The organism is Glycomyces algeriensis, from assembly GCF_027622855.1.
Lineage (GTDB): Bacteria > Actinomycetota > Actinomycetes > Mycobacteriales > Micromonosporaceae > Glycomyces > Glycomyces algeriensis.
Genome location: NZ_JAPZVR010000005.1, coordinates 1 through 25,111, shown reverse-complemented (window position 1 = coordinate 25,111; position 25,111 = coordinate 1). Strand labels below are relative to the sequence as shown.

Here is a 25,111-nt window from a genome sequence, read left to right as displayed (position 1 = left end):
CCCTGCAGACGAGAAGTTCGAGGTTCAGCGGTGCCCAGTGGTCGAGTGAAATGGTTCGACGCCGAGAAGGGATTCGGATTCGTCTCCCGCGATGACGGCGGCAAGGACGTGTTCGTGCACCGCGACGCGCTGCCCGACGGCGTCGAGGAACTCGCCAAGGGCACCAAGGTCGAGTACAGCATCATCGACACGCGCCGCGGGGTCCAGGCGATGGGCCTGCACGTGGTCGCCGCCCCGCAGGCCGGCGCGGCGCCGGCGTCGGAGACGCCGAAGCGCTCGCCCGAGGAGCTGAACAGCCTGCTGCAGGACCTCATCGGGGTGCTCGAGCAGCAGGTCATGCCGCCCCTCTCGCGCGGCCGCCGCCCGGACCGCAAGACCGGGGCGAAGATCGCCGAACTGCTCCGCGCGGTCGCGGGAGATCTCGAGTAAGGCGCCTGCGGGCCGCCTCGCGCATGCCGGCGCCGACGCCGAGCATCGCTCTGGCGACCTCCCGTAGCGACGGCGACGGCCTCTTCCTTCCGCCACACATCCCGACCCCCAATACCGAGCGTTGCTCTTGTACCACTTGGTGTCACACCTGAATGTCAGGGTTGTAGACCGGGGGCCCATCGTGCGGAACATATCCGGAATGCCCGTTGAAAACGGGCGAGTGCGCGCCTCGGGATAGTCTCTGTGAGGTGACCTCCCAGGCTCAGGCGACTCCCCCGACGACCGACGCCGCGGCCGGCGCTTCCACCGGCCCCGACGGCGTGCCCGCCGACCGCGTCGAGGCCCTGCTCGACCGGCTCGCCTCGCTCCCGTCGCTCATGGTGGCGTTCTCGGGCGGCGCGGACTCCGCGTTCCTGCTCGCGGCCGCCGTGCGGGCGCTCGGCCCGGAGCGGGTCGAGGCCGCGACCGCCGTCTCGCCTTCGCTGCCGCGCATCGAACTCGAGCGCGCCCGCGAGTTCGCGGCCGGGCTCGGGATCGCGCACCACGCCCCGGCCACCGACGAGCTCTCGCGCGAGGGCTACCGCGCCAACGCCGGGGACCGCTGCTTCTTCTGCAAGACCGAGCTGATGAGCGTCGTCGCGCCGCTGGCCGCCGAGCGCGGCATCGCCGCGGTCGCCACGGGCACTAACGCCGACGACGTGCGGGCCGGGTTCCGGCCGGGCATCCGCGCCGCCGCGAACGCGGGGGCGCTCACGCCGCTGGCCGACGCCGGGCTCAGCAAGACCGAGATCCGCGCCGCCTCGCTGGCGTGGGGCCTGCCCACGTGGGACAAGCCGGCGGCGGCCTGCCTCGCGAGCCGCATCGCGTACGGGGTCGAAGTGACCGCGGGCGGGCTGGAACGCGTCGCCGACGCCGAGTACGCACTGCGGCAGGCGCTCGCCGACGCCGCGATCCCGGTGCGCAACCTGCGGGTGCGCGACATGGGCGGCGACACCGCGAAGGTCGAGATCGACGCCGAGCTCGTGTCGGCGGTGGCCGGGCGGCCGGAGGTGCTCGCGGCCGTCGCGGGCTTCACCGAGGTGCGCCTTGACGAGCAGGGGTTCCGGTCCGGCGCGATGAACGAGCTGCTCCCCAATCCCGAGCGCTACCGCTGAGCCGCCGACCCGGCAGACTGGAGGGTGGCTTATGAGGATATTCCGGATATGTTCCGCACGATGGACCCCCGGTTTATAACCCTGACATCAAGGTGTGACATCGAATGAGTTAAGAGGAACGCTCGGTATCGCCGGCGCAGAGACCTTGGGGCGCAGGTGGGCCATGGAGTACCCGGCGAGACGGGTCAGCGGCGATCGTCAGTGGAGGATGAGTCCGAAGATCCGCCTCACCGGGTCCATAACCCCTCGGGAACCCCTCATTCCCCGAGGCCCCCACCGTGGGACATGAGGCTGAGCGCGCCCTGAACCGTCCCTGGCAATTCCCTGATATAGGGGTGTTCAGCTCATAACGGGCGGTGTACGCGCATCTATGGCGGAGCCTTCCTAAGCATCCCTAATCGACACTCGATTCGGAGCGCTCGCGTGCACTTCCGCCACTGCGGCAACTCCTTTCCCTCGGCCGGGCGCGGCAGCGGCGGCTCCACGTGTAGAACGGTCCTGTGGAGGTTTCGGGCTGCGCCAGCGCCTACCAGCCGGGGTGCTCGGCCGGGTGCGGCGAGCCGCTGGGCGCGGCCTGCGGTCCCGGCGGGCCGTGCAACGCCTGCGCGGCGGCGTGCGGCGGGGCGACCGATCCGGGGCCGTTCCACGCGTTCGCGTTGGTGCTCTTCGGGTTCGGGCGGTTGACGCCGGAGCGGCTGGCGGTCGCGCGGGAGCGGCACCGGCGCGGTCCGCGGCGATTCGGGCTGCGGCTGATCGCGGGCTACCGGCGGTGGCTCTCGCCGCGGGTGCAGGTGCAGTGCCGGTTCGTGCCGAGCTGTTCGGGCTTCGGCTACCGGGCCGTGTCGCGGTACGGGCTGTGGGTCGGCGGGCGGCTCGCGCTGGGGCGGGTGCTGCGGTGCCGCCCGGGCGTGACACCCGGCACCCGTGATCGGGTGCCCGGCCGCTGAGGGGCCCGATAAAATCCAGCGCATGAGTGACTCGAACATCGCCAGCCGCCGGTCCGACAATGCGGGCCGCGACGCGGAGAAGACCCGCAGCCGCGCCGTCAAGCCCGGACACCTGGAGGTCGGTGAGTTCACGTCCGGCCACATCGGGGCCGGCTCGCCGTTCGGCACCTCCGCCTTCCCGCTGCCCGCCCGCACGATCTACTACGAGCACTCCGGCCCGGTGGCCACGCGCATCCTGGACGACGAGCGCCACTAGCGCGGATTGCCGAGTCGTTCTCGCCCATGGGACGAGGAACGGTAATGGTTCGCTAACGAAACCGCTCTTGACAGGGCGGGAATACTAGGGATTAGTTTCGGATCCCTGAAACCGGGGCGGGTGCGGCACCCGTCCCGGCTTAATGTCTGGTCCTCCCATTCGCGGTCCGCACGCGTCGCCGAACGGGCCGCCGGTACCGCTCGCCGGCCCCGGCGAGGGGTCAAACCTGAGGGGGGCGAGGGCTGCGGCTGCCGGATACGATCGGTTCATGACGTACCCCCCGCAAGACCCCGCCGGTCAGCCCGGCGGCCAGTACGGGCCTTCCCAGCCCGGCGCGCAGCCGCCCGCGGGAGGCTACGCCCCCGGGCAGGTCGGCGGCAGCCCCTACTCGGCCGATCCCCATGCGTCCGCGCAGTACTCCGGGCAGCCCCAGTACCCGGGCCAGCCCGAGGCGCAGGCCCAGTACCCGCAGTACGACCCGGCCGCCGGCCAGCAGCTCCCGTACCAGCAGTACGGGCCGCCGCCGGTGCAGCCGAACACGAAGAGCGGCGCGGGCACCGCGATCCTCGTCGTGAGTGTCGTCGTGCTCATGGCGCTCGGCGCGCTCGGCGGGTACTACTTCCTCGGCGATGACGACGGCGACCCGACCGCCTCGGACGACTCGGCGACCGCCGAGAACACGCCCGGCGGCGGCGAGGACGAGGGCAGCGACGGGGGCGGCGAGGAGTCGGAGGCTCCGGCCGGACCCTCGGGGACGCATCTCGAGGTGCCCTCGCTCGGTTCGGTCACGCCGATCCCCGGCGAGGGCTGGGAGCCGTTCTTCGGTCCCGGGGAGCCGTACGGGCTGCTCGACGACGCCGAGGGCTACTACCTGCCGCACGGCAACGACTGGATCTCCTTCTTCGGTGTCGGCCTGTACAACGGCGGCGTCGCCCCGTACGACCCGGCGGACCTGAACGCGACCGCGGCCGTCGCCGCGGAGGTGTGGCTCGCCGACGGGTTCGACACCGTCGAGGGCTACCAGATGGGCGAGATCACGTACACCGAGGTCGAAGTGGACGGTCGCCCGGGCGTGCTCGCCGAGTGGCGCAACTCCTGGACCGCTTCGGCGGACACCGCGGACCTGTTCGAGGACACCGCGATCCTGGTCGTGGACGTCGACGGCGTGAACGGCTTCATCGGGCTCGCCAGTGTCTCGCAGTCGGCCGAGACCATGTACGGGTCGGCGGTCGAGGCGCTCTTGGCGACCGACTTCGACGCCGACACCGCCTGAGCCGCAAGACGTTCAAAGGGCCGTGCCTGAGGGCGCGGCCCTTTTCCGTCGGGGCTGCGCCGGCGGGCGGCGCTTTAGTGGCCGCGTTTTCGGTTGCGGGCCTTCGTCTTCACTCGCGCCCGTGCGCAAACGGCGCTCACGTGGGCCGTTGCCGCAATCGCAATCTCGCTCGCCATCGGCGCCGCTAGCGCGCTTTGCTTTCGCCGCTTGCGATGTCGACCGCTGCGGCCGGTGCCGCTTTGGCGCGCACGTGGGCCGGGGCCGCTATCGCGCGCTGTCGCCGCTTGCGATGTCGACCGCCGGGGCCGGTGCCGCTTTGGCGCGCACGCGTGCCGCCTCTGCGAGGAGGCCGAACGCCTCGTAGGCGGTCGCCGCCGCCTCCCATTCGCTTCGCGCGGCGGCCGGTTCGCCGAGCGCCGCGCGGGCGTCGCCCAGGTTGTCGCGTGCGAACGCGGCGCTCACTTCCAAGTCGTTCGCCTGGTACCAGACCAGCGCTTCGGTGAAGTGGCCGATCGCGGTGCGGTAGTCCCCCTCCGAATGCGCGACGTAGCCGAAACCGAGGTCGGTGTTGGCCTTGGCGAGCGGCCGGCGTTCGGGCACGGCGTCGCGGACGACGCGCTCGAAGCACGCGCGGGCCTCGCCGAACTCGCCGAGTCGCGCACTGTGCCAGCCGATCGCGTACTGCATCCGGTTCGCCCAGAACTGGTTGCCGTGGTCGACGAAGTACTGGTAGCCCTGCGCCGCATAGCCGCGGGCCGCTTCGTCGCAGTCCTCCACGCCGGTGCCCACGGTCAGCGTGTAGCTCACCAGCGCCTTCGCGCCGGGGCTGTGCCCGCGCGCGGCCTCCTCGAATACGCTCGCCAGCTGCTCGTGCAGGGCCGACTCGGTGCTCACGAGCAGCATCGGGCCGGTGAGGCTGCTGCCGGAGACGAGCAGGTCCAGGGTGTTCCCGGCCCGCTCGGTCGCGGCGATCGCAGCCGTGCGGGCCTCGGGCCGGCCCCGGGAGGCGAATCGGTACACAATGGACTCGGTGAGGGCCCAGCGGAGCTGCCAGACCCGGGCGTGCAGGTCGCCGCGATCGGGTTCGAGGTCCACGATGCCCCGGAGGACCTCGTCCTCGGCGTCGAGCCAGGCGGACGCCGCGCCGGTGTCCCGGATCGGTTCGAGGACGACGCCGGGGGCGGGCTCGCCGAGGTCGAAGAGGTCGGAGTGACCGCTGCGGGCGGAGGCGGTCGCCTCCGCGATGCGGGCGGTGAACAGGTAGTGCTCGATCATCCGGCGGGCGGCCGCCGTCTGCTGCTCCTCGCCGACCTCCTCGTTGAAGCGCTCCTTCGCATACGAGCGGAGGAGGTCGTGCATCGTGAACCGGCCCTCGCGCTGCTGGTCGGCGAGGTGCATGTCCGCGAGTTCGTGCAGGGCCGCCTCGGCGTCGCCCGGGGCGACCTGCATCATGCTCGCCATCGCGGTGACCGTCAGGTCAGGGCCGGGGTGGAGGCCGAAGAGGCGGAAGGCGCGCGCCGCACGGGAACCGAGGGCCTGGTAGGAGCAGGCGAAGACCGACCTGGGGTCGGAGGCGGGGTCGGAGGAGGAGAGGACCCGGAACACGTTCGTGGTGGTGTCGAGCCGGTCCGCGAGCGACGAGAGCGGCAGCTGCGGGTGGGCGGCGGCCCACGCGCCGATCAGCGTGAGCGCCAAAGGAAGGCGCCCGCACGACGCGGCGATCCGCAGAACGGCGCGCTCCTCGTTCATGGCGCGGTCCATGCCGATGCGGCGCACCAGGAGCGCCCAGCCCTCGGAGTCGGAGAGCAGGTCGAGCGGCACGATGTCGGCGCCCTCGGTGGCGTCGAGCCCGGTGAGGCGGTCGCGGCTGGTGACGAGGGTGAACGAGCCGGGCGCGACCGGCAGGAGGGGGCGCACCTGCGCGGCGTCTCGGGCGTTGTCGAGGACGACGAGCACGCTGCGCCCGGCGAGCACGGTGCGGTACAGGCCGATCCGCTCGTCGAACCCGGCCGGGAGCAGGTGGGCCTCGACGCCGAGCGCGACCAGCGCCTCGCCGAGCACGGTGTTCGGGTCGGCCCCCGGCGCGAGCGGGTCGAAGCCGCGCAGGTTGAAGTACAGGACCCCGTCGGGGAAGCGGTGGGCCACCCGGTGGGCCCAGGAGACGGCGAGCGCGGTCTTGCCGACCCCGCCCATGCCGGCGATGACGGCGAGACCGGCGGTGCCCGCAGCCGCGTCGAGGAGGCCGTCGAGGACGCGCATCTGGTCGGTGCGGCCGGTGAAGCGGGTGTTCGCGCGCGGGAGCATCGCGGGGACGCGGCGCGGGAACGGCGGTTCGGGGGCGAGCAGGGGCGCGCCCGCGCCGGTGGCGGGCGGGACTTCGCGGAGGATCGCGGCGTTGAGGTCGCGGAGCACGGGGTCGGGGTCCGCGCCGAGTTCATCGGCGAGGCGTTCCTTCAGGGCCGCAAAGGCTTCGAGGGCTTCAGTGGTGCGGCCGGAGAGGTGGAGGGCGCGCATGAGGAGCGCGGTGAAGCGCTGGCGGGTGCCGTGGACGGCGACGATCTGGCGCAGTTCGTCGACGACCTCCGCGGCGCGGCCGAGCTCGAGGTCGAGGGCGATGCGGCGGTCAAGGAGGGCGAGGCGGTGCTCGTCGTAGCGGCGGCGCATGGAGTCGACGGTGGCCCCCGAGAGGTTGGCGAGGGCGGGCCCGCGCCATTCGCCGAGGGCGTCGCGCAAGGCGGCGACGGCCTCGTCGAGGCGCCCTTCCCGGCGGAGGGTGCGGGCGCGGTCTTCATTGCCCTTGCAGCGCAGGGTGTCCAGTTCCTCGATGCCGATGGTGAAGCGGTAGGCGCGGCCGACGGTCTCGACCCGGTCCCGGGCGGCGCCGAGCTTGCGGCGCAGGACGCCGATGGTGTTCTGCACCTGCGTCTCGGGGTCCTGCGGGATGTCGACGCCGTAGACCGCGCGCACGATGTTCTCGAGCGGGACCACGCTGTTCGCTTCGTCGAGGAGGATCGCGAGCACTGTCGCGGTGTTGCCGCGGGGGATCGCGACCGGCGCGCCGCCGACTCGGATTTCCAGGGGCCCAAGCAGGCGCACGTCGAGGTGGGGCATGGTGTTCCGCCTTCGCTCCAGACCGGGACAGGGTCCTCCAGTGTCCCACAAGGGCATAAGTGACGCATTCATCGAAGTCGCGCCGTCGGGGGCATGACCGATCGGTGACCGATCCGTGAGCGCACGGGCGACGCTGCCGTTCCACAGCTCTTGAGGAGGCACACCGATGAACCGGATCGAGATCCCCGAGGACTACGAGGACCGCCTGGCCGCCGGGCGCCACGCCGCCGCGCGGCTCCCCGCCGGGGCGGTGCGCGAGGGCGTCGACCGCGCGTTGGACGCGGCCCCGAGCCGGGGCCGGTACGAGGCGGCGGCGGACCTCGCCGAGCGGGCCGAGTCGCTCACGCAGGAGCTGACGCAGCGCGGTTTCGACGGCACCGACGCCGACCGGGTGGCGTGGCTGCGCCTCGACTACCTGGGGCGCCTGCAGTCGCTGGCGTTGAGCCCGACGATCGACCGCTTGAGCAACCCGGCGGTGGCCGACGCGATCCAGGCGGCGTGGACGGCGGCCGAGGCGGCCCGCTCGGAGTACGTGCTGCTCCTCGAGCGCGCCCACGCCGACCTCGTCGAGGCCCGCGTCCCGGACCGCGCCGGCGACGAGCTGCGCGACCGGATCGCCCGCAGCGCGCACGAGCGGTTCGCCCACACCACTGACGACGACCTCTGCTCCGCGGAGGTCAACGTCGAAGGGCGGCTCACTGAGTTCAAGTTCCTGGTCCCCAACGCCACGCTCGACACCGAGTGCGAGGAGCTGTCGGTCCAGTCCACCGCGACCATCCAAGCGGCGCAGGCGAAAGCACTTGAGCGCCTGACCGAGATCCTCGGCGACGTTCCCGAAGGGTCCGGCCGGTGACGGCGCGAAGCATCACCGACCGGCTCAAGCCCGGCCCCGGACGGCGCTGGAACGCCGCACTGCTCAACCTGTCGGGTCTGAGCCTCGGCTTCTTCCACCTGCGGCGCTACCAGGCCGGGGTCTGGCACCTCGCCGCCACGGCCGCACTATCTGCGATTTTCGCCGCGGGCGCGGTCGCCTCCAATCCCGGACTCTGGCTGGGACTAGCAGTGCTGTGGCTGGGGTGGATGGCGTTCTACGCGTGGAGGATCGGCGGTTCTCCGGTACCGCCTCAGGGCCCCGGGTCCGGGTCGGTCAAGGACGTCAAACGCTCACTGATCGACCTGATCAGCAAAGACCCGCTCGATGACGACGTGCTCGCTCGGGAAGAGGTTCCCGAGGCAGCCGCGCCCGCCCGTCCTTCTTGGACGATGACTGCGGTCGGCGCCGTCCTCCTCGCCGCCCTCGTCGTCGGGGTGCTGGCCCTCCGCGGTGCGGCGAACGACGAGTTCGAGGCGGCGCTGGCCGCCCACGAGACCGGCGACTGCGTCGCCGCGGAAGGCCACTACGACCGCATCGACCTGCGCTACCAGCTCTCGTTCAGCGGCGTGCTGCCGCTCGCGGCGCAGGACCGCGAGCAGTGCGCGGTGCTGGTCGAGGCTCGCCAGACGGCCTCGGAGGGCGAGTACCGCGCAACCGTCGAGGCCTACCAGGCCTATCTCGCCTTCGCCGACGCTCCCGGCGAGGACATCGCCCGCGAGGAGCTGGCCGAGGTCCACCGCGCGGAGGCGGCGGCGCTGACCGAGGACCCCTTGACCGCCGCCGCCGACTACACCGCGGCGATCGGCATCCACGCGCTCCTGGCCGACGAGTTCGGCGACACGGACGCGGGCCTGGCGGCGCCGGAAGCGGTGCAGGCGATGTACGACGACGCCGTCGCCTCCGCCACGGCCGTCGGCAAGTGCGAGCAGATCACCGTCCTCCACTACTTCCAGCGCGTCGGCTGGAGTCTCGAACTCGGGGACGACGCCACGGTCGCCGCGCTCACCGCGGCAGCCGTGGAGGACGCCGCGGCGCGGCTCCCGGGAATCCTGCTCGACTGCGGCGACGACGCGTACGCGCGCGGCGACCGCACCGCGACGAAAGTCCTGCTCGGACAGCTCGTCACCACCGTCCCCGACGACCCGAACACCCCTGCCGCGCAAGCGATCCTCGACGACATCGCGGCCCAGGAGGCACGAGAGGCCGAGGAGGAGCGCCAGCGTCAGGAGGAGGAGGCGGCCGAGCGCGAGCGGGAAGCGGAGGAGGCGGCCGAGCAGGCCCGCATCGACGAGATCCGCGAGGAGATCGCCGATGCGAGCAGCGGCGGCGACAACCTCGCCGACCCCGACCCGGCAGGTTCGACCGGCGGCTCGATGGAGCTCGCGATCGGCAACTCGTCCGGCTACACGCTCGAGATCCTCTACGACGGGCCCGAGACGGGGAGCTTCACCATCGGCGGGTGCGACGACTGCGCGGGCCAGTGCACCGACGGGTGGGCGGTGTGGGAGACCGTGTCGCTCCCGGCGGGCGAGTACGAGATGGTCGTCAAGGCGACGGACGAGTACGTGACCCCGTACTACGGTGTCTGGGACCTCGATTCGGGCACGGCCTATGAGGAGTGCTACTACATCGAGACCTATTGAGCCGCAAGGACGGGCCCGGTACTTCGGTGCCGGGCCCCTCGGCGTCAGGGGATGCGGACGGGGAAGAGGACCGTGCTCGCGACGGTGCGGTCGCGCTCCTCGGCGAGGGCGAGGCGGCGGGGGTCGGCCATGTAGGCGTCGATGGCGGCCTGGTTCGGGAAGCGGTAGACGTGGACTTCGTGGGGGTTGCCGTCCGCGCCGTCGCCGATCGCGCGGGACAGCAGTTCGCCGCCGTGCTCGGGGACGAGCGCGGTCACCTTGTCCTCGTAGGCGGTCATGGCCTCCTCGGCGCCGGGGAGGGCCCGGAGGAGGCAGCAGAGTTCGATCGGCGCGTCGGTCATGGCGTCCATGATCCCCGGCGGCTAGGCGCCCTCGTCGGGAACCCAGCGGAGGATGTCGCCGGGCTGGCATCCGAGGACGCGGCAGATCGCCTCCAGGGTGCTGAAGCGGACGGCTTTCGCCCTGCCGTTCTTGAGGACCGCGACGTTGGCCGGGGTGATGCCCACCGCGGCGGCGAACTCGCCCACGGACATGTTGCGCTTGGCGAGCATGACGTCGAGGTCGACGATGATCGGCATCAGACGACCTCGGCCATCTCGGTTTCGAGGTCGGTGGCCTTGCGGAGGAGCCCGCGCATGATGACCATGAGCATCGCGAACGCGAGCCCCACCCCGACGCAGATGATCGAGCCGCCCCAGGCGCCCAGCGCGTCCATGGACTGGTCCTCGCTGTAGGGGATGACGCCGAAGGTGAAGTGCATGGCGACGCCGAACGCGAGCGCGGTCGCGCCGAGGGCGGCGCCGATGATCGTGTCGAGCCAGCGGAAGGCCTTGAGCGAGAAGATGGCGCCGGACTTGATCATCGCGAGCAGCTGCCAGAGGGCGACCAGTGCGACCTGGATGCACGCGATGCCGAGGACCGCGACCGTCGTGTAGGCCACGACGTAGGGGCGGAGCTCGTTGTAGGAGCCGATGAATGAGGAGAAGACGGTGTCGGCGACGGTGTTGGGGGCGACCACGATCTGCCCGAAGAGGCCGCCGAGGAAGGCCGCGATGATGCCGAGCCGCAGCGCGGCGATCGAGAAGCGATTCATGCATCGATTATCAATCGATTCCTATCGAAAATCAATAGGTGTGGCGCGATTGACATGAAAGCGAAGCAGGCGAGAACTTAGGTTAGGCTAACGAACATCTTTCCGGTTCTGACTCGCATCCCCGAGGAGCACCCCATGGCTTCCACCTCTCACCTGCACTCGAAGCTGAAGCGCCGCAGGCTGATCGCCGCCGCGGGCGGCCTCGGCGGGGCCGCGCTGCTCGCCGCCTGTTCCGACGGTGACGAGGGGAGCGCCGGCGGCGAGGCGTGGACCTTCACCGACGACCGGGGCGAGACGGTGGACTTGGAAGCCCCGCCGGTCACGATCGTCGCGTTCACCGGCCTGGCCGCGGCCCTGCACGACTACGGGATCGCGATCAAGCACGTCTACGGACCCACCATCGCCGAGGACGGCACCGCGGACCCGCAGGCCGGGCGGCTGCCCGTCGACGACCTCGACATCCTCGGGAACGTGTACGGCGAGTTCGACATGGAGGCGTTCGCCGCGCTGAACCCGCAGCTGCTGGCCTCCCACCACTACGAGGGCTATCCACTGTGGTATCTCCCGGAGGAGAACGTCGGCGAGGTCGAGTCGCTCGCGCCCACGGTCGGTGTCGAGATCTCCAACGGCACCCTCGACGAGGTCATCGACAGGCACACCCGGCTCGCCGAAGCCCTGGGCGCCGACCTGACCACGAGTGCGAACACCGCGGCGATCGAACGGTACGACGCGGCGGTGGAGACGTTGCGCTCCGCGGCCGCCGCCAACCCGATCCGGGTGCTGGTCGCCAACGCGTACGGCGAGAACTTCAACGTCGCCAACCCGCCGAACTTCAACGTCCTCGTCAAATGCGTCGAGCTCGGCCTGGACCTCGTGGTGCCCGAGTCGACCGACGAGGGCGGCTACTGGGAGGCGCTGTCGTGGGAGAACGCCGCCAAGTACGACGCCGACCTCGTCTTCCTCGACGCCCGCACCGGCAACCTCCAGCCGGACGACCTGGCCGGTTACCCGACCTGGAACGCGATCTCGGCCGTCGCGGCCGGGCAGGTCTTCGCCTGGAACTCCGAGCCGGTCTACTCCCACCTCGGCTCGGCCGAGATCCTGGAGGGCATCGCCCAGGCCGTCACCGACGCCCGGCCGGTGACCGGCTGAGCCGCACCGCAACCCATTCGCGCCGCCGGCCCCGGGGCGGGAGAATGTGCGGATGATCGATCTGACCCGCTGGGAGCCCGCTTCCCCGAACGAGGTCGCCGAACGGCTCTCGGCGGTCGAGTCGCCGTGGTGGATCGCGGGCGGGTACGCGATCGAGTTCGCGGTCGGCGCGCCGTTCCGCGAGCACGCCGACATCGACGTCCTGCTCCTGCGCCGCGACCAGCTCGCGGCGCAGCTGGCCCTCCCCGGCTGGGAGTGGTGGGCCGCCGAACCCCCGGGCACGTTGCGCCCCTGGGCGGCCGGCGAGATCCTGCCGCCCGCCGTCCACGACATCTGGTGCCGCCCGAGCGCGGACGCCCCCTGGCGCATCCAGTTCATGCTCGACGAAGCCGAAGACGCAGACTGGGTCTCGCGCCGCGACCCCCGGATCAGACGGCCCGTCGCGGACATCGGCCTCATCAACCCCGACGGCCTCCCGTACCTGGCGCCCGAGGTCCAACTGCTCTACAAGGCCAAAGGCGCCCGCCCCAAGGACGAGCGGGACTTCGCCGCAATGCAGCCGAAACTAGATGCGGCGCAACGCCAATGGCTCCGCGAAGCCATGACGCTCGCATACGGCGAGCACCCTTGGAAGGACCGGCTCACCGTCTGATCCACCCCCGGGCCTGAGCAGCGATGATCCGCTCCGCGCAGTACAACGCACTCCCTCCTGTCACTCCCGTGTCGTACTGCCGTTCCGGAATCAGCGACCACAGGCGTACGACAAGGCCATTGCGCCGTATTACCTTCGCGCCATGCGAATCAAGACCTCTCTGATCCTCGGCGCCGCGGCCCTCACTGCCGGCGCGTTCCTCCTCTCCGACCTGGTCAACCGCGAGTACAGCCCGGTGGCCGAGACCGTCAGCCGCTACGTCAACACCGGCCACGGATGGCTCGTCTCCGTCGGCCTGTACGCGTTCACGATCGCGGCGGCGGCACTCGCGCTCGCCGTCCGCGAACGGGCCGCCCGCGTCCTGTTCGGGATCCTCGCCGTCGGCGTCCTCCTCGCCGCCCTGTTCCCGGCCGACCCGCCCGGCCAGTGGGCGAATCCGTCGACCTCCGAGCAGGTGCACGGCATCGCGGCCTGGATCGGACTCGTATGCTGCAACATCGGCGCGCTGCTCTTCAGCCGCCGCCGGCGCGAGCACACCGCACTGTTCCCGGTCGCGATCGCGGCGGCAGTCGCCATGGCGCTGTTCATGGTGTGCACGTTCGACGCGATGCTCTTCCGCGAGCTGCCGAACCTCATCGGCCTCACCGAACGCCTCGCGATCGCCGCCGACCTCGCCTGGATGTGCCTCGCGGCCAAAGCGATCCAGCGGGCCGAGACGCAGCACTGACCACCCGTGTCGAGTACGGTCGGGACTCGGCAAGGGAGGCAGCGCCATGACACGCGAATACACCGACTCGACCGAAGCCCGGCTCTGGCTGAAGGCCACGGAGGCCGTGGCGATCCGGCGGCTCACCGCCGGCCGGCCGTTCTGCGCCGGAGTGCTCCTAGTGCAGAACGGCAAGCTGCTGATCGCACTGAACGCCAATGGCATCAACGCGGCGGACGCGAGCGGCACCGACTGGTATGTCGGCGGTGTCGGCGGCGGCATGGAGCCGGGCGAGGACGTCTGGAACTGCGCACAACGCGAAGCCCGGGAAGAGCTCGGCGTGCCGGTGCGGCTCGTGTCCTCGGACCGGACGTACCTGCACGACATCGAGAGCGATGAACTGCGCGAGTCGCGCACCGACGACGCGCCAGGCCCGTTCATCCTGCAGCGCTTCACGAACGACTACCCGTTCACGCCGTTCCGACCCGATCTCCCGGCGGGGCCGTTCACCTACTTCTGCATGTTCCTCGCGGAGTTCGCCGAGGAACCGGCCGCATTCGAGCCCGACGATCCGGACATCGCGGCCCTGGTCTGGCTGCCGCTCAGCGCCTTCGCACTGGTCGCCGCGGGCACGGTGTTCGCGGACCTGGCCGCCGCCGGAGCGGTCGTCGCGGCGGGCGGGCCCATCGCGGACGAGGCCCGGATCCACATGTCGCGGACCGAGACCCTCCGTGTCGCCGGGCCGCTCCTCGCGGCCCGGATCGATTGAAGCGCTTAGCGCCCGGGGAGGTCGAAACGCATGTGCGGCAGGACTCTTCCGGGGACGGACCCGCTGGGGGTCTCACCGATGCGGACCGCACCGAACCTGGCGTAGAACGGCTCGGCGTACGGGTCCGCTTCGAGGGTGACCGACCGGGCGCCCAGCGCCTCGGCCGCGTGCAGCGCGCGCTCGAGCAGGGCCCGACCCACGCCGATGCCGATCGCGGGCGGATCCACGAACAGGGATTCGAGGCGGCTCTCCGGGACGCCCTCGACCAGGCGGTAGAAGCCGAGGAGCCGACCCGCCCGCTCGGCGACGACCAGCGTGCCGGACGCGCACATCTCGGGCGAGTACGTCAACTCGTCCCGGATCGCGTGCATGAAGTGCGGGTCGTAACCCCAATGCGCCTTGGACCGCAGCGCCAGCTCGGTGATCAGCGGCGCCTCGTCGGCGCGGGCGGAACGGAACTCGATGTCCACCGAGTCGAGTCTACGGAGCCGACGGAACGGACGCGGCGGGCGGGGCGGATACGCTGGCGGCGTGGACGATCGAGCGACTGACCGGGCCGTCGCGCGGCTGCGCGCTGATGAGCCGCGGGTCAGTGCCCGGGCGGTGGTCGTGGACCGGGAGGGGCGGGTACTGCTGGTGCGGCACCGCGCTGGGGGCCGCGAGTTTCATGTGCTGCCGGGCGGGCGCGTCGAGCAGGGCGAGACGGCTGCCGAGGCGGCCGTCCGGGAAGTGCTGGAGGAGACCGGGCTGCAGGTCAGTGTCGGGGACCTCCTGTGGGTCCGCGAGTATCTGCCGGAGCGGCATCCCGGGAACCCGCACCACCGTACCCGGATGCAGCAGCTCCAGTTGTACTTCAGCGCGCAGCCGACCCCCGCGGCGGCGGTCGAGGCGTCCGCGCCGGACGGGACCCAGACGGCGGTCATCTGGCACCGGCTGGCCGCGATCGGGGAGCTGGTCCTGCTGCCGTTGGGACTGGCCGAGCCGCTTGCCACACTGGGGACCGGGACCGGGACCGGGGGCGGGACCGGGGGCGGAGGCGGCAGCGGCAGCGGCAGCGGCAGCGGGCCTGTGTACCTGGGCGACCTGCCCTGAGTCATTAACGAGCTGGCCTGGGCTTTTACCGTGGGCCCCAAGAGATTTGGTGGTGCTGGCTGCAATGTAGCGGGCGCCGATCCGGCATAGCGTCCAAGCCATGCGAAAAACCAGCAGACACCTCAAAGCCGCGGGCGCCGCGGCGGCCTCGGTCCTCGCGCTCGTGCCGGGCGCGGCGGTCGCCGGGACCGACGGCGCCGGGCACCGGGCCATCGACTGGCGGCCCTGCGCCGAAGCCCCCGAGTTCGACTGCGCCACCGTCGAAGTGCCGCTCGACTACGCGAACCCGCGCGGGGAGCGGATCGAGATCGCGCTCGCGCGCCGTCCCGCCTCGAACCCCGACGAGCGCATCGGCTCGATCCTCATGGACCCCGGCGGGCCGGGCGGCTCCGGCGTCCAGGACGTCATCAACGGCGAGTACGCCCTCGCCGAGGACGCGGCCGAGCGGTTCGACCTCATCGGCTTCGACCCGCGCGGCGTCGGCGGCAGCACCCCGATCAACTGCGACGCCGGCCTCGCGAACGCGCTCCAGTCCAATCCGATCCCCACCACCGAGGCCGCGTTCGCGGCGCAGCTCGAGCTCAGCGGGGCCACCGCCGACTCCTGCCGGGACCTCACCGGCCCGCTCTTCGACCACGCCGACAACCTGCACGTCGTCGAGGACATCGAGCGGATCCGGCGGGCCATCGGCGAGGGCGACCTCAACTACCTCGGCTTCTCCTACGGCACCTTGATGGGCCAGCAGTACGCCGAGCGGTACCCCGAGCGCATCCGCACGATGGTGCTCGACGGGAACCAGGACCACTCGCAGCGTTCGATGTGGGAGTTCATCAGCGCCGGCACCGCCGCGTTCGAGCAGAACTTCGGCGAGTTCGCGCAGTGGTGCGACACCACAGTGGACTGCGCGCTGCACGGCGCGGGCACGGTCGCGGTCTATGAGGAGCTCCAGGACCGGGCGCGGGCGGGCGAGCTGACCGACCCGGGCAGCGGCGCGCCGCTGGACTTCTTCCGGCTGACACGCTTCGCGTTCGGCGCCAACCAGCCCGCGGCCTGGCCTTCGCTGGCCGAGGGCCTGCGCGCCATGCGCGACGGCACCGCCGCACCCGCGGCGCTCGTCGCGCCCGCCGAGGAGGCGGGCGCCGCCCTGCGGCAGTTCCCTGAGATGCCGATGTTCTGCCAGGACTGGGACTTCCGCATCGACGAGTTCGCCGAGTGGGACGCGATGATGGACCGCCTCGCCGAGGAGTACCCCGTCACCGAGTGGAGCCCGTACGCGGGCCTGCCGCTGTTCTGCTCCGGCTCGGGCATCGAGCCGACCAATCCGCAAGGGCCGCTTGACATCGAGGGCGCGCCGCCGATCGTGCTGGTCGGCACGGTGCACGACTACGCGACCGTCTACCCGTGGTCGGAGAGCGTCGCCGAGCAGACCGGCAGCGCCCTGGTGACGTACGAGGGCTTCGGCCACACCGCGTACGGCCTGAAGACGCCGTGCCTGGACGAGGCGATCGACGCCTACTTCATCGACCTCACGGTCCCGGAGGACGGCTTGCGCTGCCCCGGCGTGGAGTGAGGGGGCAATGAGGCCGCGGCCGCGTCTGAAGATGCGGCCGCGGCCTCACTGCGTCAGCGGTCCTGCCACCGCTTCCGGTGCACCGCCTGCTTCGCGACGCCGAGGGCCGTGGCGATCCGGGCCCGGTTCGCGTGCCATGCCCCGCTTACGAGTACGGGTCGTCGTCGGCCTTGCCGATGCCCCAGACGTCCTCTTCCGGGTCCTCGGTCAGGAACGATTCGCGCTCGACCTCGTTGTCCTGGCCGGCCCCGCCGCCGCGTCCGCCACCGCCGCCGCCCATCATGCCGCCGGCACCCGACTTGGCAGCGGCGCCTCCTGCCGTGGCGCCGACCATCGTCGCCGCGCCCATGCCGCCGCCCGCGGGGGTCGTGGCACCGCCGAGTCCGCCCGATCCAAGGCCGCCGGCCCCGCCGCCCATGCCGCCGCCACCGGAGGCGAGACCGCCGGAGGGGAGCTCAGGGTCTTCGAGTTCGGAAGCGTCCCAGGGGTTGTCGAGCTCGGGCATCTCGGGCTGCGCCAGGTCCTCCATGCCGGAGGGGTTCTCGGGCATGGTGGGCTGCTGGCCGTCCTGCGGCGTCTGGTTCTGCTGCTGCTCTTGCTGCTGCTCCTCCTGCTTTGCTTCCTCTTCCTCCTGCTCCTCTTCTTCCTTTTTCTCTTCCTCCTCTTCGGACTCCTCCTCGCCCGGCTCCTCGGCGCCGGCGCCCGAGTGGTCCTCGGCGGCCTTGTGGGACTCCATGTCCTTCGCCGGGTTCGACTTGTCCTCCAACGGCTTCAGGAGCTCAGCGGCCTGCGTGAGGACCGCGCCAGCGGTCGCGTCCGCGGCGTTGACGAGGGAGGTGAGGGTCTGGAGGCCGAGGGTCCCGGCCATCGCCTGGGCCTGCAGGGCCGCCTCGAGGATGCCGCCGAACGGGCCGGCCATGGCGATCGCGGTGCGCTGCGCCGGACCGAGCGTCACCATCGGGGCGGGCTGGATGTTGAACCCGATCGCCTTGAGCGCCGCATCGGCGGCCTTGAGGCCGGTGCACTCGAGGAGCATCTGCGCGGCCGTCCCCGCGAGACTGCTCGCGGTCGCGCCGACCTCGCCGATGACCTGCGTGATGTGCGCGTTGACGTTCCCGACCTCGCCGTTGAAGGCGTCGTTCGCGGTGTCGCTCCAGTGGCTGTTGATCTCGGCCACCTTGGCGCCGTAGTCGGTCTGCTGCGTCGCGAGGTCCGTTGCGGCCGCCGCCATCTCGGAGGCGTAGGCGAGGAACTCCGAAGGCTGGGCCGAGAGCGCGTCCTGGTAACTGGGCATGGGGTCCTCCTAAGGCTTCGGCGTGGTCGTGATCTGGCTCTGGATGCCGCCGAACCGGGAGCTCATCTCCTTGTCCGCGGCGTCGAGGTCGTCGGCGCTGCCCACGACCTGGTCGCCCTGCCAGGTGAGGCGGCGCTCGAGCCCCGTCGAGACGGCGGCGAGCGCGGTCTGCCAGCGGCGGCCCGCCTCGCCGGTCGCGAAGCCGGTGTTCCTCTCGGCCGCGGTCGCCGCCGGGCGCTCCACCCGCCTGGACGCGGCCTGGCTGTTGGGGGCCAGGCCGCGCAGGCCGGTGCCGCCCGTTCGCACATCGTCAACGTCCATGTGCACGGTCATGGGCTCCTCCTTCTCCGAGGTGTCGACGCCCTCCCGGGCGGACGCCCGGCGGCGTCGGAAGTACTGTCGCGCGCCCTGTCACGGGTCGGTCCCGGCGCGCACTTGATCAACGTATGACGGTTTCGTGACGGCGCCGCCTTCCATGGGGCGCAGACGCAAACGAGGCCCGGCTTCCGGGCCGTCACGTGAGGAGGTGCGCCGCCGATGACCGATGCGCTTTTCGACGACGGTGGGGACTGGGCCGCTGCCGCCGGTTCGCTGGAGCTGCCGACGTTCGAGTTCACGCTCAGCTTCGGCGACACTTCGGCGCTCGCCTCGGGGGACCGCGCCGGGTGCTCTGCGGCGCAGTGCCCGCATCCGGCGGCGCACCCGGCCGAGGAGGCGTGGGTGCAGTTGGCGTCCGCGGTGCCGGTGGAGGGGCAGCGGGACCGGTTCAAGCCGCGGTGCGAGGGCATGGCGTACCCGACCGAGGAGGATTTCCGGGCGGCGGTGACAGCGGTGCGGCCGGAGGATGCGGACGCGTTCTCGCTGCAGCGCTTGCGGACCGGCTGGACCGAGGAGATCGGGTCGAAGCTGGGGACGTGGCCGGAGCGGTTCAAGTCGAAGCTGGCCCTGCTCGCCGAGGGCTGGGCCGGGGAGGACTTCGACGCGTTCGCGGCGCAGGCCGGGGAGGCGCGGGCCCTGGTGGAGGGCGCACTCGACGACATCGAGGCGACGGTGGCCGAGCTGGCCTCCCGGGAGTCGGCGATGTACACGCTGCAGGGCGGCGATTCGGGCGAGATCCCTTACCCCGCACCGATGGTGGGGACCGAGGGCGAGTGGTCGGCCCTGGTGGCGCTGCATGTGCGCCCGGCCTGGTGGCACGGGGACTGCATCACGATGACCTGCGAGGAGGCCGAGAAGGCGCTGGAGTTGGCGGGGGCCGACGCGGGGCTGGCGACCGAGGTGCGGGAGTTCATCGAAGAGCGTGTCGGGCAGCAGCTCTCGGGCCTCGGAGCGCTGGTGGCCGATGTGCGGGCGCTCGTGGGCGAGGAGGCGAAGGAGGTCTTCTCGGAGCGGGTGGCGGCCGAGCTGGCGGCGTATGTGGAGCGGCAGGCGGCGATCGACGAGGCGATCGCGCAGAAGCGGGACGGCCAGAGCGCGGAGCTGGAGGCGGTGCGGACCACGGGTGAGGACCGTCTGTACCCGAGCAGCGCTGATGAATCCTATATGGATCTTGCGGTGCCGGAGGCGGAGCAGCCGGCCGCGCCGGTGCCGCCGCAGGCGACGCAGGACCCGAGCCCGGTCCCGCCGGGCGGGGACGGGACGGTGAAGGCCGAGGAGACGCCTTGGGAGGCCGAGGAAGCCAGCGAGGACGAGGAGGTCTCCGGCGGTCTCGCGAGCGGCGGCAGCGGTTACGGAGGCGGGGCCGGGGGCGCCGGCGGCGGCTCGTTCGGCAGCGGTGCGCGCGTGGGCGGCGCGGTGCTGCCGGGCGCGACCGGCGGTGTGCCGCAAGGGCTGTTCGGCCCGGCGGTGGCCTCGCCGACGACCGCTGCCACGACGTCGACGAGTTCGTCGAGCGGCGGGCGGGGCCCGGGCCTGTTCCAGACGCAGAACGCGGGCGGCGCGCCGAGCAGGGGCGGGAAGGCTTCGGAGCGTTCGGATCCGGACAAGAAGACGGACGACGACGAAAAGGAGGCGCCGCCGAACCTGGCGCGGCGCGAGACCGACAACGCGTGGGGCTGGGTCCCGCCGCGAGAAGACCCCTACAACTAGGCGAGTGGAGGCAGGGCCATGGCGGATCGGGTGTTCGACCCTGAGGCGATCGGCGAGTACCGGCAGTTCCTTGTAGAGCTGATCGAGGAGCTGGAGAACGAGCTGCTGCCGGTCTTGGCGACCGGGACCCTGAGCCGGGCGCCGGCGTTCGGCACCGCGCCGGGCGCGGCGGCGAACGCGACGGGGCAGTACCTGGAGTTCCACGCCGCGATGTGGCGGAACCTGCAGTACCTGCGCGGGACCCTCTACGGCCTGGACGCGGCGCTCGCCGAGACGACGAGCGGCGACGACCCGGCGGCGGTCTACTTCGACATCGGGACCTTCGACCCGACTGCGTAGAGGCGTCTTGGCCGGTAGGGGGTGGTGTGCGCCAGCTTGTGGCCCGGACCGTTACGGACCGTCCCTATCCCCCACCCACCCAAAAGGGGACCTGTCGATCGTCGCGGCGGGGTCCGACAGAAAACCCGCGCGATCGGGCTTCCGAGCCGGAATGTCACCTGAAAGTGGCGGCATTGCGAGCGTGGCTCATGTCGAGCACTCGCCGTCCAGTGCGGCTCGGGTCGACCACCAGCGTCCGGGCGGACGTCTTGTCGTGACAGTGGAGCGGGGCCCGGTTGGAGGACCTCGTCCGGTGCCGTGACCGTGGAGCGGGTTAGAAGGCCTCGTCCGGCAGGTCCATGGGGGTCAGGTCCGCGGACTCGACGACCTTGCGGTCGGCGGTGAGGCGCGGGAGGACCTCCTTGGAGAAGAACTTGGCCGCCGCGACCTTGCCGCGGTAGAAGTCGTCGTCGGCGCCCTCGTCCAGCTTGTTCTGGGCGATCTCGGCCTGCCGCAGCAGGAGCCAGCCGACCATGAGGTCGCCCACGGCGAGCAGCAGGCGCCGCGAGTGCAGCCCGGTCTTGTACAGCTCGCGGGGCTCGTCGCCCATCGCGGCCATGAGCGCCGGCTGGAGCGCCTCGAGGATGCCCTGCACGTCGCCGAGCGCGCGCAGCACCTTCCCGCGCACCTCCTCGAGCTCCGCGTGGCCGTCCTGCGTGGACTCCATGATCTCGCCCGCGACGACCATGAGCGACTCGCCGTTGTCCTTGAGGATCTTGCGGAACAGGAAGTCGAGGCTCTGGATCGCGGTGGTGCCCTCGTACAGCGTGTCGATCTTGGCGTCGCGCACGTACTGCTCGAGCGGGTAGTCCTGGAGGTACCCCGAGCCGCCGAACGTCTGCAGCGCTTCGTCACTGAGCAGCTGGTACGCCCGCTCGGAGCCGCAGCCCTTGACGAGCGGGAGGAGGAGGTCGTTGACCTTCTTCGCGGTCTCGGCCGACTCGTCGTCCCCGGCGATCTCGGCCAGGCGGGACTTGTCCTGCCAGGACGCGGTGTAGGCGACGAGCGCGCGCAGGCCCTCGGCGTAGCTCTTCTGCATGAGCAGCGAGCGGCGCACGTCCGGGTGCTTGATGATCGGCACGCGGGGCGAGGCCTTGTCCGCCATCTTGAGCAGGTCCGGGCCCTGGATGCGGCTCTTCGCGTAGTCGAGCGCGTTGAGGTAGCCGGTGGAGAGCGTGGCGATCGCCTTGGTGCCCACCATCATCCGCGCGTACTCGATGATGAGGAACATCTGGCGGATGCCCTCGTGCTTCTCGCCGAGGAGCCAGCCCTTCGCAGGGGACTTCTCGCCGAAGGTGAGCTCGGCCGTGGCCGAGACCTTGAGGCCCATCTTGTGCTCGAGGTTGGTGACGTTGACGCCGTTGCGCTCGCCGAGCTCGCCCGTGGCCGGGTCGAACAGGAACTTGGGCACGATGAAGAGGCTGAGACCCTTCGTGCCGGGCCCGCCTACGCCCTCTTCGCCCACGGGGCGGGCGAGGACGTAGTGGATGATGTTGTCGGTCATGTCCTGGTCGCCCGAGGTGATGAAGCGCTTGACGCCCTCGATGTGCCAGGAGCCGTCGGGCTGCTTGTACGCCTTGGTGGTGCCGGCGCCCACGTCGGAGCCCGCGTCGGGCTCGGTGAGGACCATGGTCGCGCCCCAGCCCTTCTCGACGAAGAGCTTGGCCCACTCCTGCTGCTCGAGGGTGCCCTCGAGGTGGGCGGTGTGCGCGAAGGAGGAGCCCGCGGCGTACATCCACAGGGCCGGGTTGGCGCCGAGCACGAGTTCGGCGAGGGACCACCAGAGCATGCGGGGGGCCATGGTGCCGCCGAGGACCTCGGGGAGGTCGAGGCGCCAGTACTCGGCGTCGATGAACGCCTTGTACGCCTTCTTGAAGGACTCGGGCAGCGTCACCGAGTGGGTGGCGGGGTCGAACACGGGCGGGTTGCGGTCGCCCTCCACCCAGCCGCTGGCCAGCTCGTCCTGGGACAGGCGCGCCAGCTCGGTCAGGATCTCGCGGGCGGTCGCCACGTCGAGGTCGGCGAAGGCGGGGTCGTCGAGAATCTTGTCCGCTCCGAAGACCTCGAAGAGGTTGAACTCCAGGTCTCGAAGGTTGTGGCGGAAGTGCGTCATTGCGGGTCCTCCATTACTCAGTGGTAACCCTCATCATATTACCCGTCAGTAGCAAGCTCAAGTATGCCGCGCCGACGGGTCGGAGGAAAGTGTGTTCCGAGGAAAATCCAGTCCGATTTCCGACTGCTCCGACACGCGCCGTTCCATCGATCGGGTGAGCGTTCCGAGACTTCGTCGCCGCTGCCGTAACCTGCGCACCAGTGCCTCGTTGAACCGTGTGACCGACCGCCTGTGCGAACCACCGGGAGCACCCCATGATCCGAGCCGTCGCCGACCGCATCGCCTCTCGCGCGCGACCCTCCTATATCGGACGCCACCGCCGCGTCCGGCCAGTCCTGCACCGGGTCTTCCGCGTGCCCGTCGCCGTGCTGGCCGAGGAAGGGGCGCAGTGAACATCCGCCGCCGCCTCCCGGTCCGGTACACCAAGCGCCGCAAGACGATCTCGAGGCTGCGCCACCTGCGGCGCTGCCGCCTCGCCAGGCCGTGCTAGGCCGCGCTCAGCCCGTCTGCGCTCAGCCGGTCTCCGGCCGGTAGTCCAGGAGCAGCAGCGCGATGTCGTCGGTCAGCGGGCCGCCCACCCAGCGCCGCAGCGCCGACTCCAGGGACGCCAGGCCGTCGCCCACGTTGCCGTGCCCGATGAGGCTCCAAGCCCGCTCCTTGATCGGGAAGAACTCCCCGTCCTTGCGCGCCTCCGCCAGGCCGTCCGTGTACAGGAAGATCCGGTCCCCCGGCTGCAGCCGCACCGTCAGCTCCCGCGCCGAAGGGCTCAGCCCCAGCGGCGGCGCCATCGACTCCGGCTCCAGGTAGGTGGCCACCCCGTCGCGCACCAGCATCGGCGGCGGGTGCCCGCAGTTCATGATCTCCAGCGTCCCGCCGCGCTCCTGCAGCAGGATCGCGGTCACGAAGTCCTCGTCGCCGGCGTTCCGCGCCACCGCGTGGTCCAGGTCGTTGACCATGCACCGCTGGTCGGAGCGTTCGAACGCCACATGCCGGTACGAGCCGAGCACTGTGGACGAGAGCCGCACCGCGTCCAGGCCCTTCCCGCGCACGTCCCCGATGATGATCCGCACCCCGTAATCGGTGTTCAGAGCCTCGTAGAGGTCGCCGCCGATCTCCGCGCCCGAGCGCGCCGAGACGTACCGGGCCGCGATGTCGAAGGGCCCCAAGCGCTCCCCGATGGGCCGCAGGATCGCCTGCTGCACGACCGACGCGAGCTGCGTCAGCCGCTTCATCCGCTCGTCGTCGCGCTCGCGCACGATCGCCACCGCCGCCGAGATCACCACGGCCACGGCCACGACCAGGAAGTCCACCCCGTGCGACGCGACGCCGCCCATCGCGAAGTCGTACAGGACCCAGAGGTAGGCGAAGGCCGCCGCCATGCTCGCGAGCCCGACCCCGGCCACCCAGCGCCACGGCAGGAACGCCGAGGCCGCCAGCGGAGGCAGTGCCAGCCACGAGACCGCGTGGGACTCGTCGCGCACGGTCAGGCGCAGTCCGACCAGGACCACCACGACCGCGAACGCGGCGGTGAACGCCGTCCGCACCGAGGGCGCCGACCAGCCGTTCCAGCGGTCAGCGCGGGCCATCTGGGGCCTCCGTCGCTGCACAGTGCGCATATGGGTGAATGCCTCCTTCCTACCGGATCGCGGCCGGGTCGCCCGCGCGTTCGCAGAAGCTCCCGCACAGATGCGGGCGCGGGCGGGCCCGCACCCCGGGCGCGCCCGGCCGGGGCCGGAGGGATCGCGCGCACGCGTGCGTTCGAAGGCGACGGGGTGCCCGGAACGCCGGACCCGATTTGCACATCGCCGATGTGAAGATCGTAATGGTCGCGAGCGCGATACCGGCCGTGGAGGACGCCGCGGAAGGGGTGAGCGCGAAGTCTGTGCGTTCGGGTCGGCCGCGGCGGCCGAACGGTCAATTCGCACCTCGGCCGATCGGTCGGTTTTCGTCCGCTTTGGGCGGGGCTTTCGCGTGACGCACGGCGCTGGCGCGGGCTAGGGCGTCATGTCAGAGTTGAACGCGTGCAATTCACGCTTTCGAGGACCCGGTTCGACAGCCCTGTGGCGCAGCTGCTCTGCGCCGAGATCCAGGCCGAGTACGTCCGCCGCTACGGCGGCGGCGACGAGACGCAGCTGGGCGAGGACGACTTCCACCCACCGAACGGCGATTTCATCGTGGCCTTCGACGAGTCCGGCGAGCCCGCCGGCTGCGGCGGCTGGCGCTCCCATGAGGAGGACGCCGAGATGAAGCGCGTGTACGTGCGCGAGAGCGCCCGGCGGCAGGGGCTCGCGAGCCTCATCGTGGCCGCGGTCGAGGCGTCCGCCGCGGAGGCGGGCCGCAAGCGGGTCATCCTGGAGACCGGCCCGCGCCAGCCCGAGGCCGTCGCCATGTACGGCGTGCTCGGCTACGCGCCGGTCACCCCGTTCGGTCATTACGCGTGCACCGACGGCTCGATCCACCTCGGCAAGGAGCTGCGCTCCGAGCGGCCCTAGACCAGGCATTTCTGCTTCCGGGCGG

At 71.4% G+C, this 25,111-nt stretch carries 26 protein-coding genes; 17 read left to right on the top strand and 9 right to left on the bottom strand.

Translation table 11 applies throughout. The features are described 5' to 3' along the window. The first annotated feature begins 30 nt into the window (after nt 1-30). From O2L52_RS25465 to O2L52_RS10915, 5 genes are all read left to right on the top strand, one after another. A complete protein-coding gene (locus O2L52_RS25465; RefSeq protein WP_344471440.1) occupies nt 31-429 on the top strand; it encodes a cold-shock protein in 399 nt (132 codons plus the stop codon). 248 nt (nt 430-677) lie between these two features. Next, nucleotides 678-1,583, top strand: coding sequence for an ATP-dependent sacrificial sulfur transferase LarE (larE, locus tag O2L52_RS10930; RefSeq protein WP_270115426.1), 906 nt, complete (start codon nt 678-680; stop codon nt 1,581-1,583). A gap of 500 nt (nt 1,584-2,083) precedes the next feature. Then, nucleotides 2,084-2,530 carry a membrane protein insertion efficiency factor YidD gene (gene yidD / locus O2L52_RS10925; RefSeq protein ID WP_270115425.1) on the top strand — a complete coding sequence of 149 codons (447 nt, stop codon included), beginning with the start codon at nt 2,084-2,086 and terminating at the stop codon, nt 2,528-2,530. Between the two features lie 22 nt (nt 2,531-2,552). Then, the gene (locus O2L52_RS10920; RefSeq protein ID WP_270115424.1) at nt 2,553-2,786 is read left to right on the top strand and encodes a hypothetical protein; all 234 of its coding nucleotides are present in this window, start codon (nt 2,553-2,555) and stop codon (nt 2,784-2,786) included. A gap of 268 nt (nt 2,787-3,054) precedes the next feature. Then, complete coding sequence (locus O2L52_RS10915; RefSeq protein ID WP_270115423.1) at nt 3,055-4,059, top strand: hypothetical protein; 1,005 nt, start codon at nt 3,055-3,057, stop codon at nt 4,057-4,059. A 264-nt stretch (nt 4,060-4,323) separates the two neighbouring features. On the opposite strand, the gene O2L52_RS10910 is transcribed toward O2L52_RS10915, so the two are convergent. Continuing rightward, nucleotides 4,324-7,170 (bottom strand): AfsR/SARP family transcriptional regulator, encoded by a 2,847-nt coding sequence (locus O2L52_RS10910; protein WP_270115422.1) that lies wholly within the window; start codon nt 7,168-7,170, stop codon nt 4,324-4,326. 166 nt (nt 7,171-7,336) lie between these two features. Here O2L52_RS10910 and O2L52_RS10905 point away from each other — a divergent pair, with 166 nt between their 5' ends. Both O2L52_RS10905 and O2L52_RS10900 read left to right on the top strand, forming a co-directional pair. Next, nucleotides 7,337-8,023 (top strand): hypothetical protein, encoded by a 687-nt coding sequence (locus tag O2L52_RS10905; RefSeq protein WP_270115421.1) that lies wholly within the window; start codon nt 7,337-7,339, stop codon nt 8,021-8,023. Further along, on the top strand, nt 8,020-9,687 hold the full coding sequence (locus tag O2L52_RS10900; protein WP_270115420.1) for a hypothetical protein: 1,668 nt from the start codon (nt 8,020-8,022) through the stop codon (nt 9,685-9,687). Before O2L52_RS10905 ends, O2L52_RS10900 begins: the two co-directional genes overlap by 4 nt. A 44-nt stretch (nt 9,688-9,731) precedes the next feature. Here the strand turns inward: O2L52_RS10900 and O2L52_RS10895 are convergent, their stop codons facing one another. From O2L52_RS10895 to O2L52_RS10885, 3 genes are read right to left on the bottom strand one after another with little or no spacing between them, the layout of a single operon-like run. Continuing rightward, nucleotides 9,732-10,028: a DUF1330 domain-containing protein gene (locus O2L52_RS10895; protein WP_270115418.1), complete on the bottom strand. Its 297-nt coding sequence runs from the start codon at nt 10,026-10,028 to the stop codon at nt 9,732-9,734. 21 nt (nt 10,029-10,049) lie between these two features. After that, entirely contained in the window at nt 10,050-10,265 is a 216-nt protein-coding gene (locus O2L52_RS10890) for a helix-turn-helix domain-containing protein (protein ID WP_270115416.1), read from the bottom strand. Continuing rightward, nucleotides 10,265-10,780 carry a DUF2975 domain-containing protein gene (locus O2L52_RS10885; RefSeq protein WP_270115415.1) on the bottom strand — a complete coding sequence of 172 codons (516 nt, stop codon included), beginning with the start codon at nt 10,778-10,780 and terminating at the stop codon, nt 10,265-10,267. The genes O2L52_RS10890 and O2L52_RS10885 overlap by 1 nt, the downstream gene beginning before the upstream one ends. 135 nt (nt 10,781-10,915) lie before the next feature. On the opposite strand from O2L52_RS10885, the gene O2L52_RS10880 reads away from it, so the two are divergent. The 4 genes from O2L52_RS10880 to O2L52_RS10865 all read left to right on the top strand — a co-directional run bounded on the left by O2L52_RS10880 (nt 10,916) and on the right by O2L52_RS10865 (nt 14,059). Then, complete coding sequence (locus O2L52_RS10880) at nt 10,916-11,932, top strand: ABC transporter substrate-binding protein (protein ID WP_270115414.1); 1,017 nt, start codon at nt 10,916-10,918, stop codon at nt 11,930-11,932. A gap of 52 nt (nt 11,933-11,984) precedes the next feature. Then, complete coding sequence (locus O2L52_RS10875; RefSeq protein ID WP_270115413.1) at nt 11,985-12,584, top strand: nucleotidyltransferase domain-containing protein; 600 nt, start codon at nt 11,985-11,987, stop codon at nt 12,582-12,584. 142 nt (nt 12,585-12,726) lie between these two features. Continuing rightward, nucleotides 12,727-13,311: a DUF998 domain-containing protein gene (locus O2L52_RS10870; protein WP_270115412.1), complete on the top strand. Its 585-nt coding sequence runs from the start codon at nt 12,727-12,729 to the stop codon at nt 13,309-13,311. A gap of 46 nt (nt 13,312-13,357) precedes the next feature. Further along, nucleotides 13,358-14,059: an NUDIX domain-containing protein gene (locus O2L52_RS10865; RefSeq protein ID WP_270115411.1), complete on the top strand. Its 702-nt coding sequence runs from the start codon at nt 13,358-13,360 to the stop codon at nt 14,057-14,059. 5 nt (nt 14,060-14,064) lie between these two features. Here O2L52_RS10865 and O2L52_RS10860 read toward each other — a convergent pair whose 3' ends face one another. After that, a complete protein-coding gene (locus O2L52_RS10860) occupies nt 14,065-14,529 on the bottom strand; it encodes a GNAT family N-acetyltransferase (RefSeq protein WP_270115410.1) in 465 nt (154 codons plus the stop codon). A gap of 61 nt (nt 14,530-14,590) precedes the next feature. Here O2L52_RS10860 and O2L52_RS10855 point away from each other — a divergent pair, with 61 nt between their 5' ends. Further along, nucleotides 14,591-15,151, top strand: coding sequence for an NUDIX domain-containing protein (locus tag O2L52_RS10855; RefSeq protein WP_270115409.1), 561 nt, complete (start codon nt 14,591-14,593; stop codon nt 15,149-15,151). 100 nt (nt 15,152-15,251) lie between these two features. Continuing rightward, complete coding sequence (locus tag O2L52_RS10850) at nt 15,252-16,721, top strand: alpha/beta hydrolase (RefSeq protein ID WP_270115408.1); 1,470 nt, start codon at nt 15,252-15,254, stop codon at nt 16,719-16,721. 145 nt (nt 16,722-16,866) lie between these two features. Here the strand turns inward: O2L52_RS10850 and O2L52_RS10845 are convergent, their stop codons facing one another. Then, nucleotides 16,867-18,015 carry a WXG100 family type VII secretion target gene (locus O2L52_RS10845; protein ID WP_270115407.1) on the bottom strand — a complete coding sequence of 383 codons (1,149 nt, stop codon included), beginning with the start codon at nt 18,013-18,015 and terminating at the stop codon, nt 16,867-16,869. A gap of 9 nt (nt 18,016-18,024) precedes the next feature. Next, nucleotides 18,025-18,348, bottom strand: coding sequence for a hypothetical protein (locus tag O2L52_RS10840; protein WP_270115406.1), 324 nt, complete (start codon nt 18,346-18,348; stop codon nt 18,025-18,027). A 204-nt stretch (nt 18,349-18,552) separates the two neighbouring features. Between O2L52_RS10840 and O2L52_RS10835 the strand changes: the two genes are divergently transcribed. Continuing rightward, nucleotides 18,553-20,103 carry a hypothetical protein gene (locus O2L52_RS10835; protein WP_270115405.1) on the top strand — a complete coding sequence of 517 codons (1,551 nt, stop codon included), beginning with the start codon at nt 18,553-18,555 and terminating at the stop codon, nt 20,101-20,103. 18 nt (nt 20,104-20,121) lie between these two features. Beyond that, nucleotides 20,122-20,442, top strand: a complete 321-nt coding sequence (locus O2L52_RS10830) for a hypothetical protein (protein ID WP_270115404.1) — start codon at nt 20,122-20,124, stop codon at nt 20,440-20,442. Nucleotides 20,443-20,755: 313 nt separating this feature from the next. Here O2L52_RS10830 and O2L52_RS10825 read toward each other — a convergent pair whose 3' ends face one another. After that, entirely contained in the window at nt 20,756-22,594 is a 1,839-nt protein-coding gene (locus tag O2L52_RS10825; RefSeq protein ID WP_270115403.1) for an acyl-CoA dehydrogenase, read from the bottom strand. Nucleotides 22,595-22,848: 254 nt separating this feature from the next. Between O2L52_RS10825 and O2L52_RS10820 the strand changes: the two genes are divergently transcribed. Further along, nucleotides 22,849-22,986, top strand: a complete 138-nt coding sequence (locus O2L52_RS10820) for a hypothetical protein (RefSeq protein WP_270115402.1) — start codon at nt 22,849-22,851, stop codon at nt 22,984-22,986. Nucleotides 22,987-23,106: 120 nt separating this feature from the next. Here the strand turns inward: O2L52_RS10820 and O2L52_RS10815 are convergent, their stop codons facing one another. Further along, the gene (locus O2L52_RS10815; RefSeq protein WP_270115401.1) at nt 23,107-24,180 is read right to left on the bottom strand and encodes a PP2C family protein-serine/threonine phosphatase; all 1,074 of its coding nucleotides are present in this window, start codon (nt 24,178-24,180) and stop codon (nt 23,107-23,109) included. Between the two features lie 435 nt (nt 24,181-24,615). On the opposite strand from O2L52_RS10815, the gene O2L52_RS10810 reads away from it, so the two are divergent. Continuing rightward, nucleotides 24,616-25,086 carry a GNAT family N-acetyltransferase gene (locus O2L52_RS10810; RefSeq protein WP_270115400.1) on the top strand — a complete coding sequence of 157 codons (471 nt, stop codon included), beginning with the start codon at nt 24,616-24,618 and terminating at the stop codon, nt 25,084-25,086. Nucleotides 25,087-25,111 lie beyond the last annotated feature (25 nt).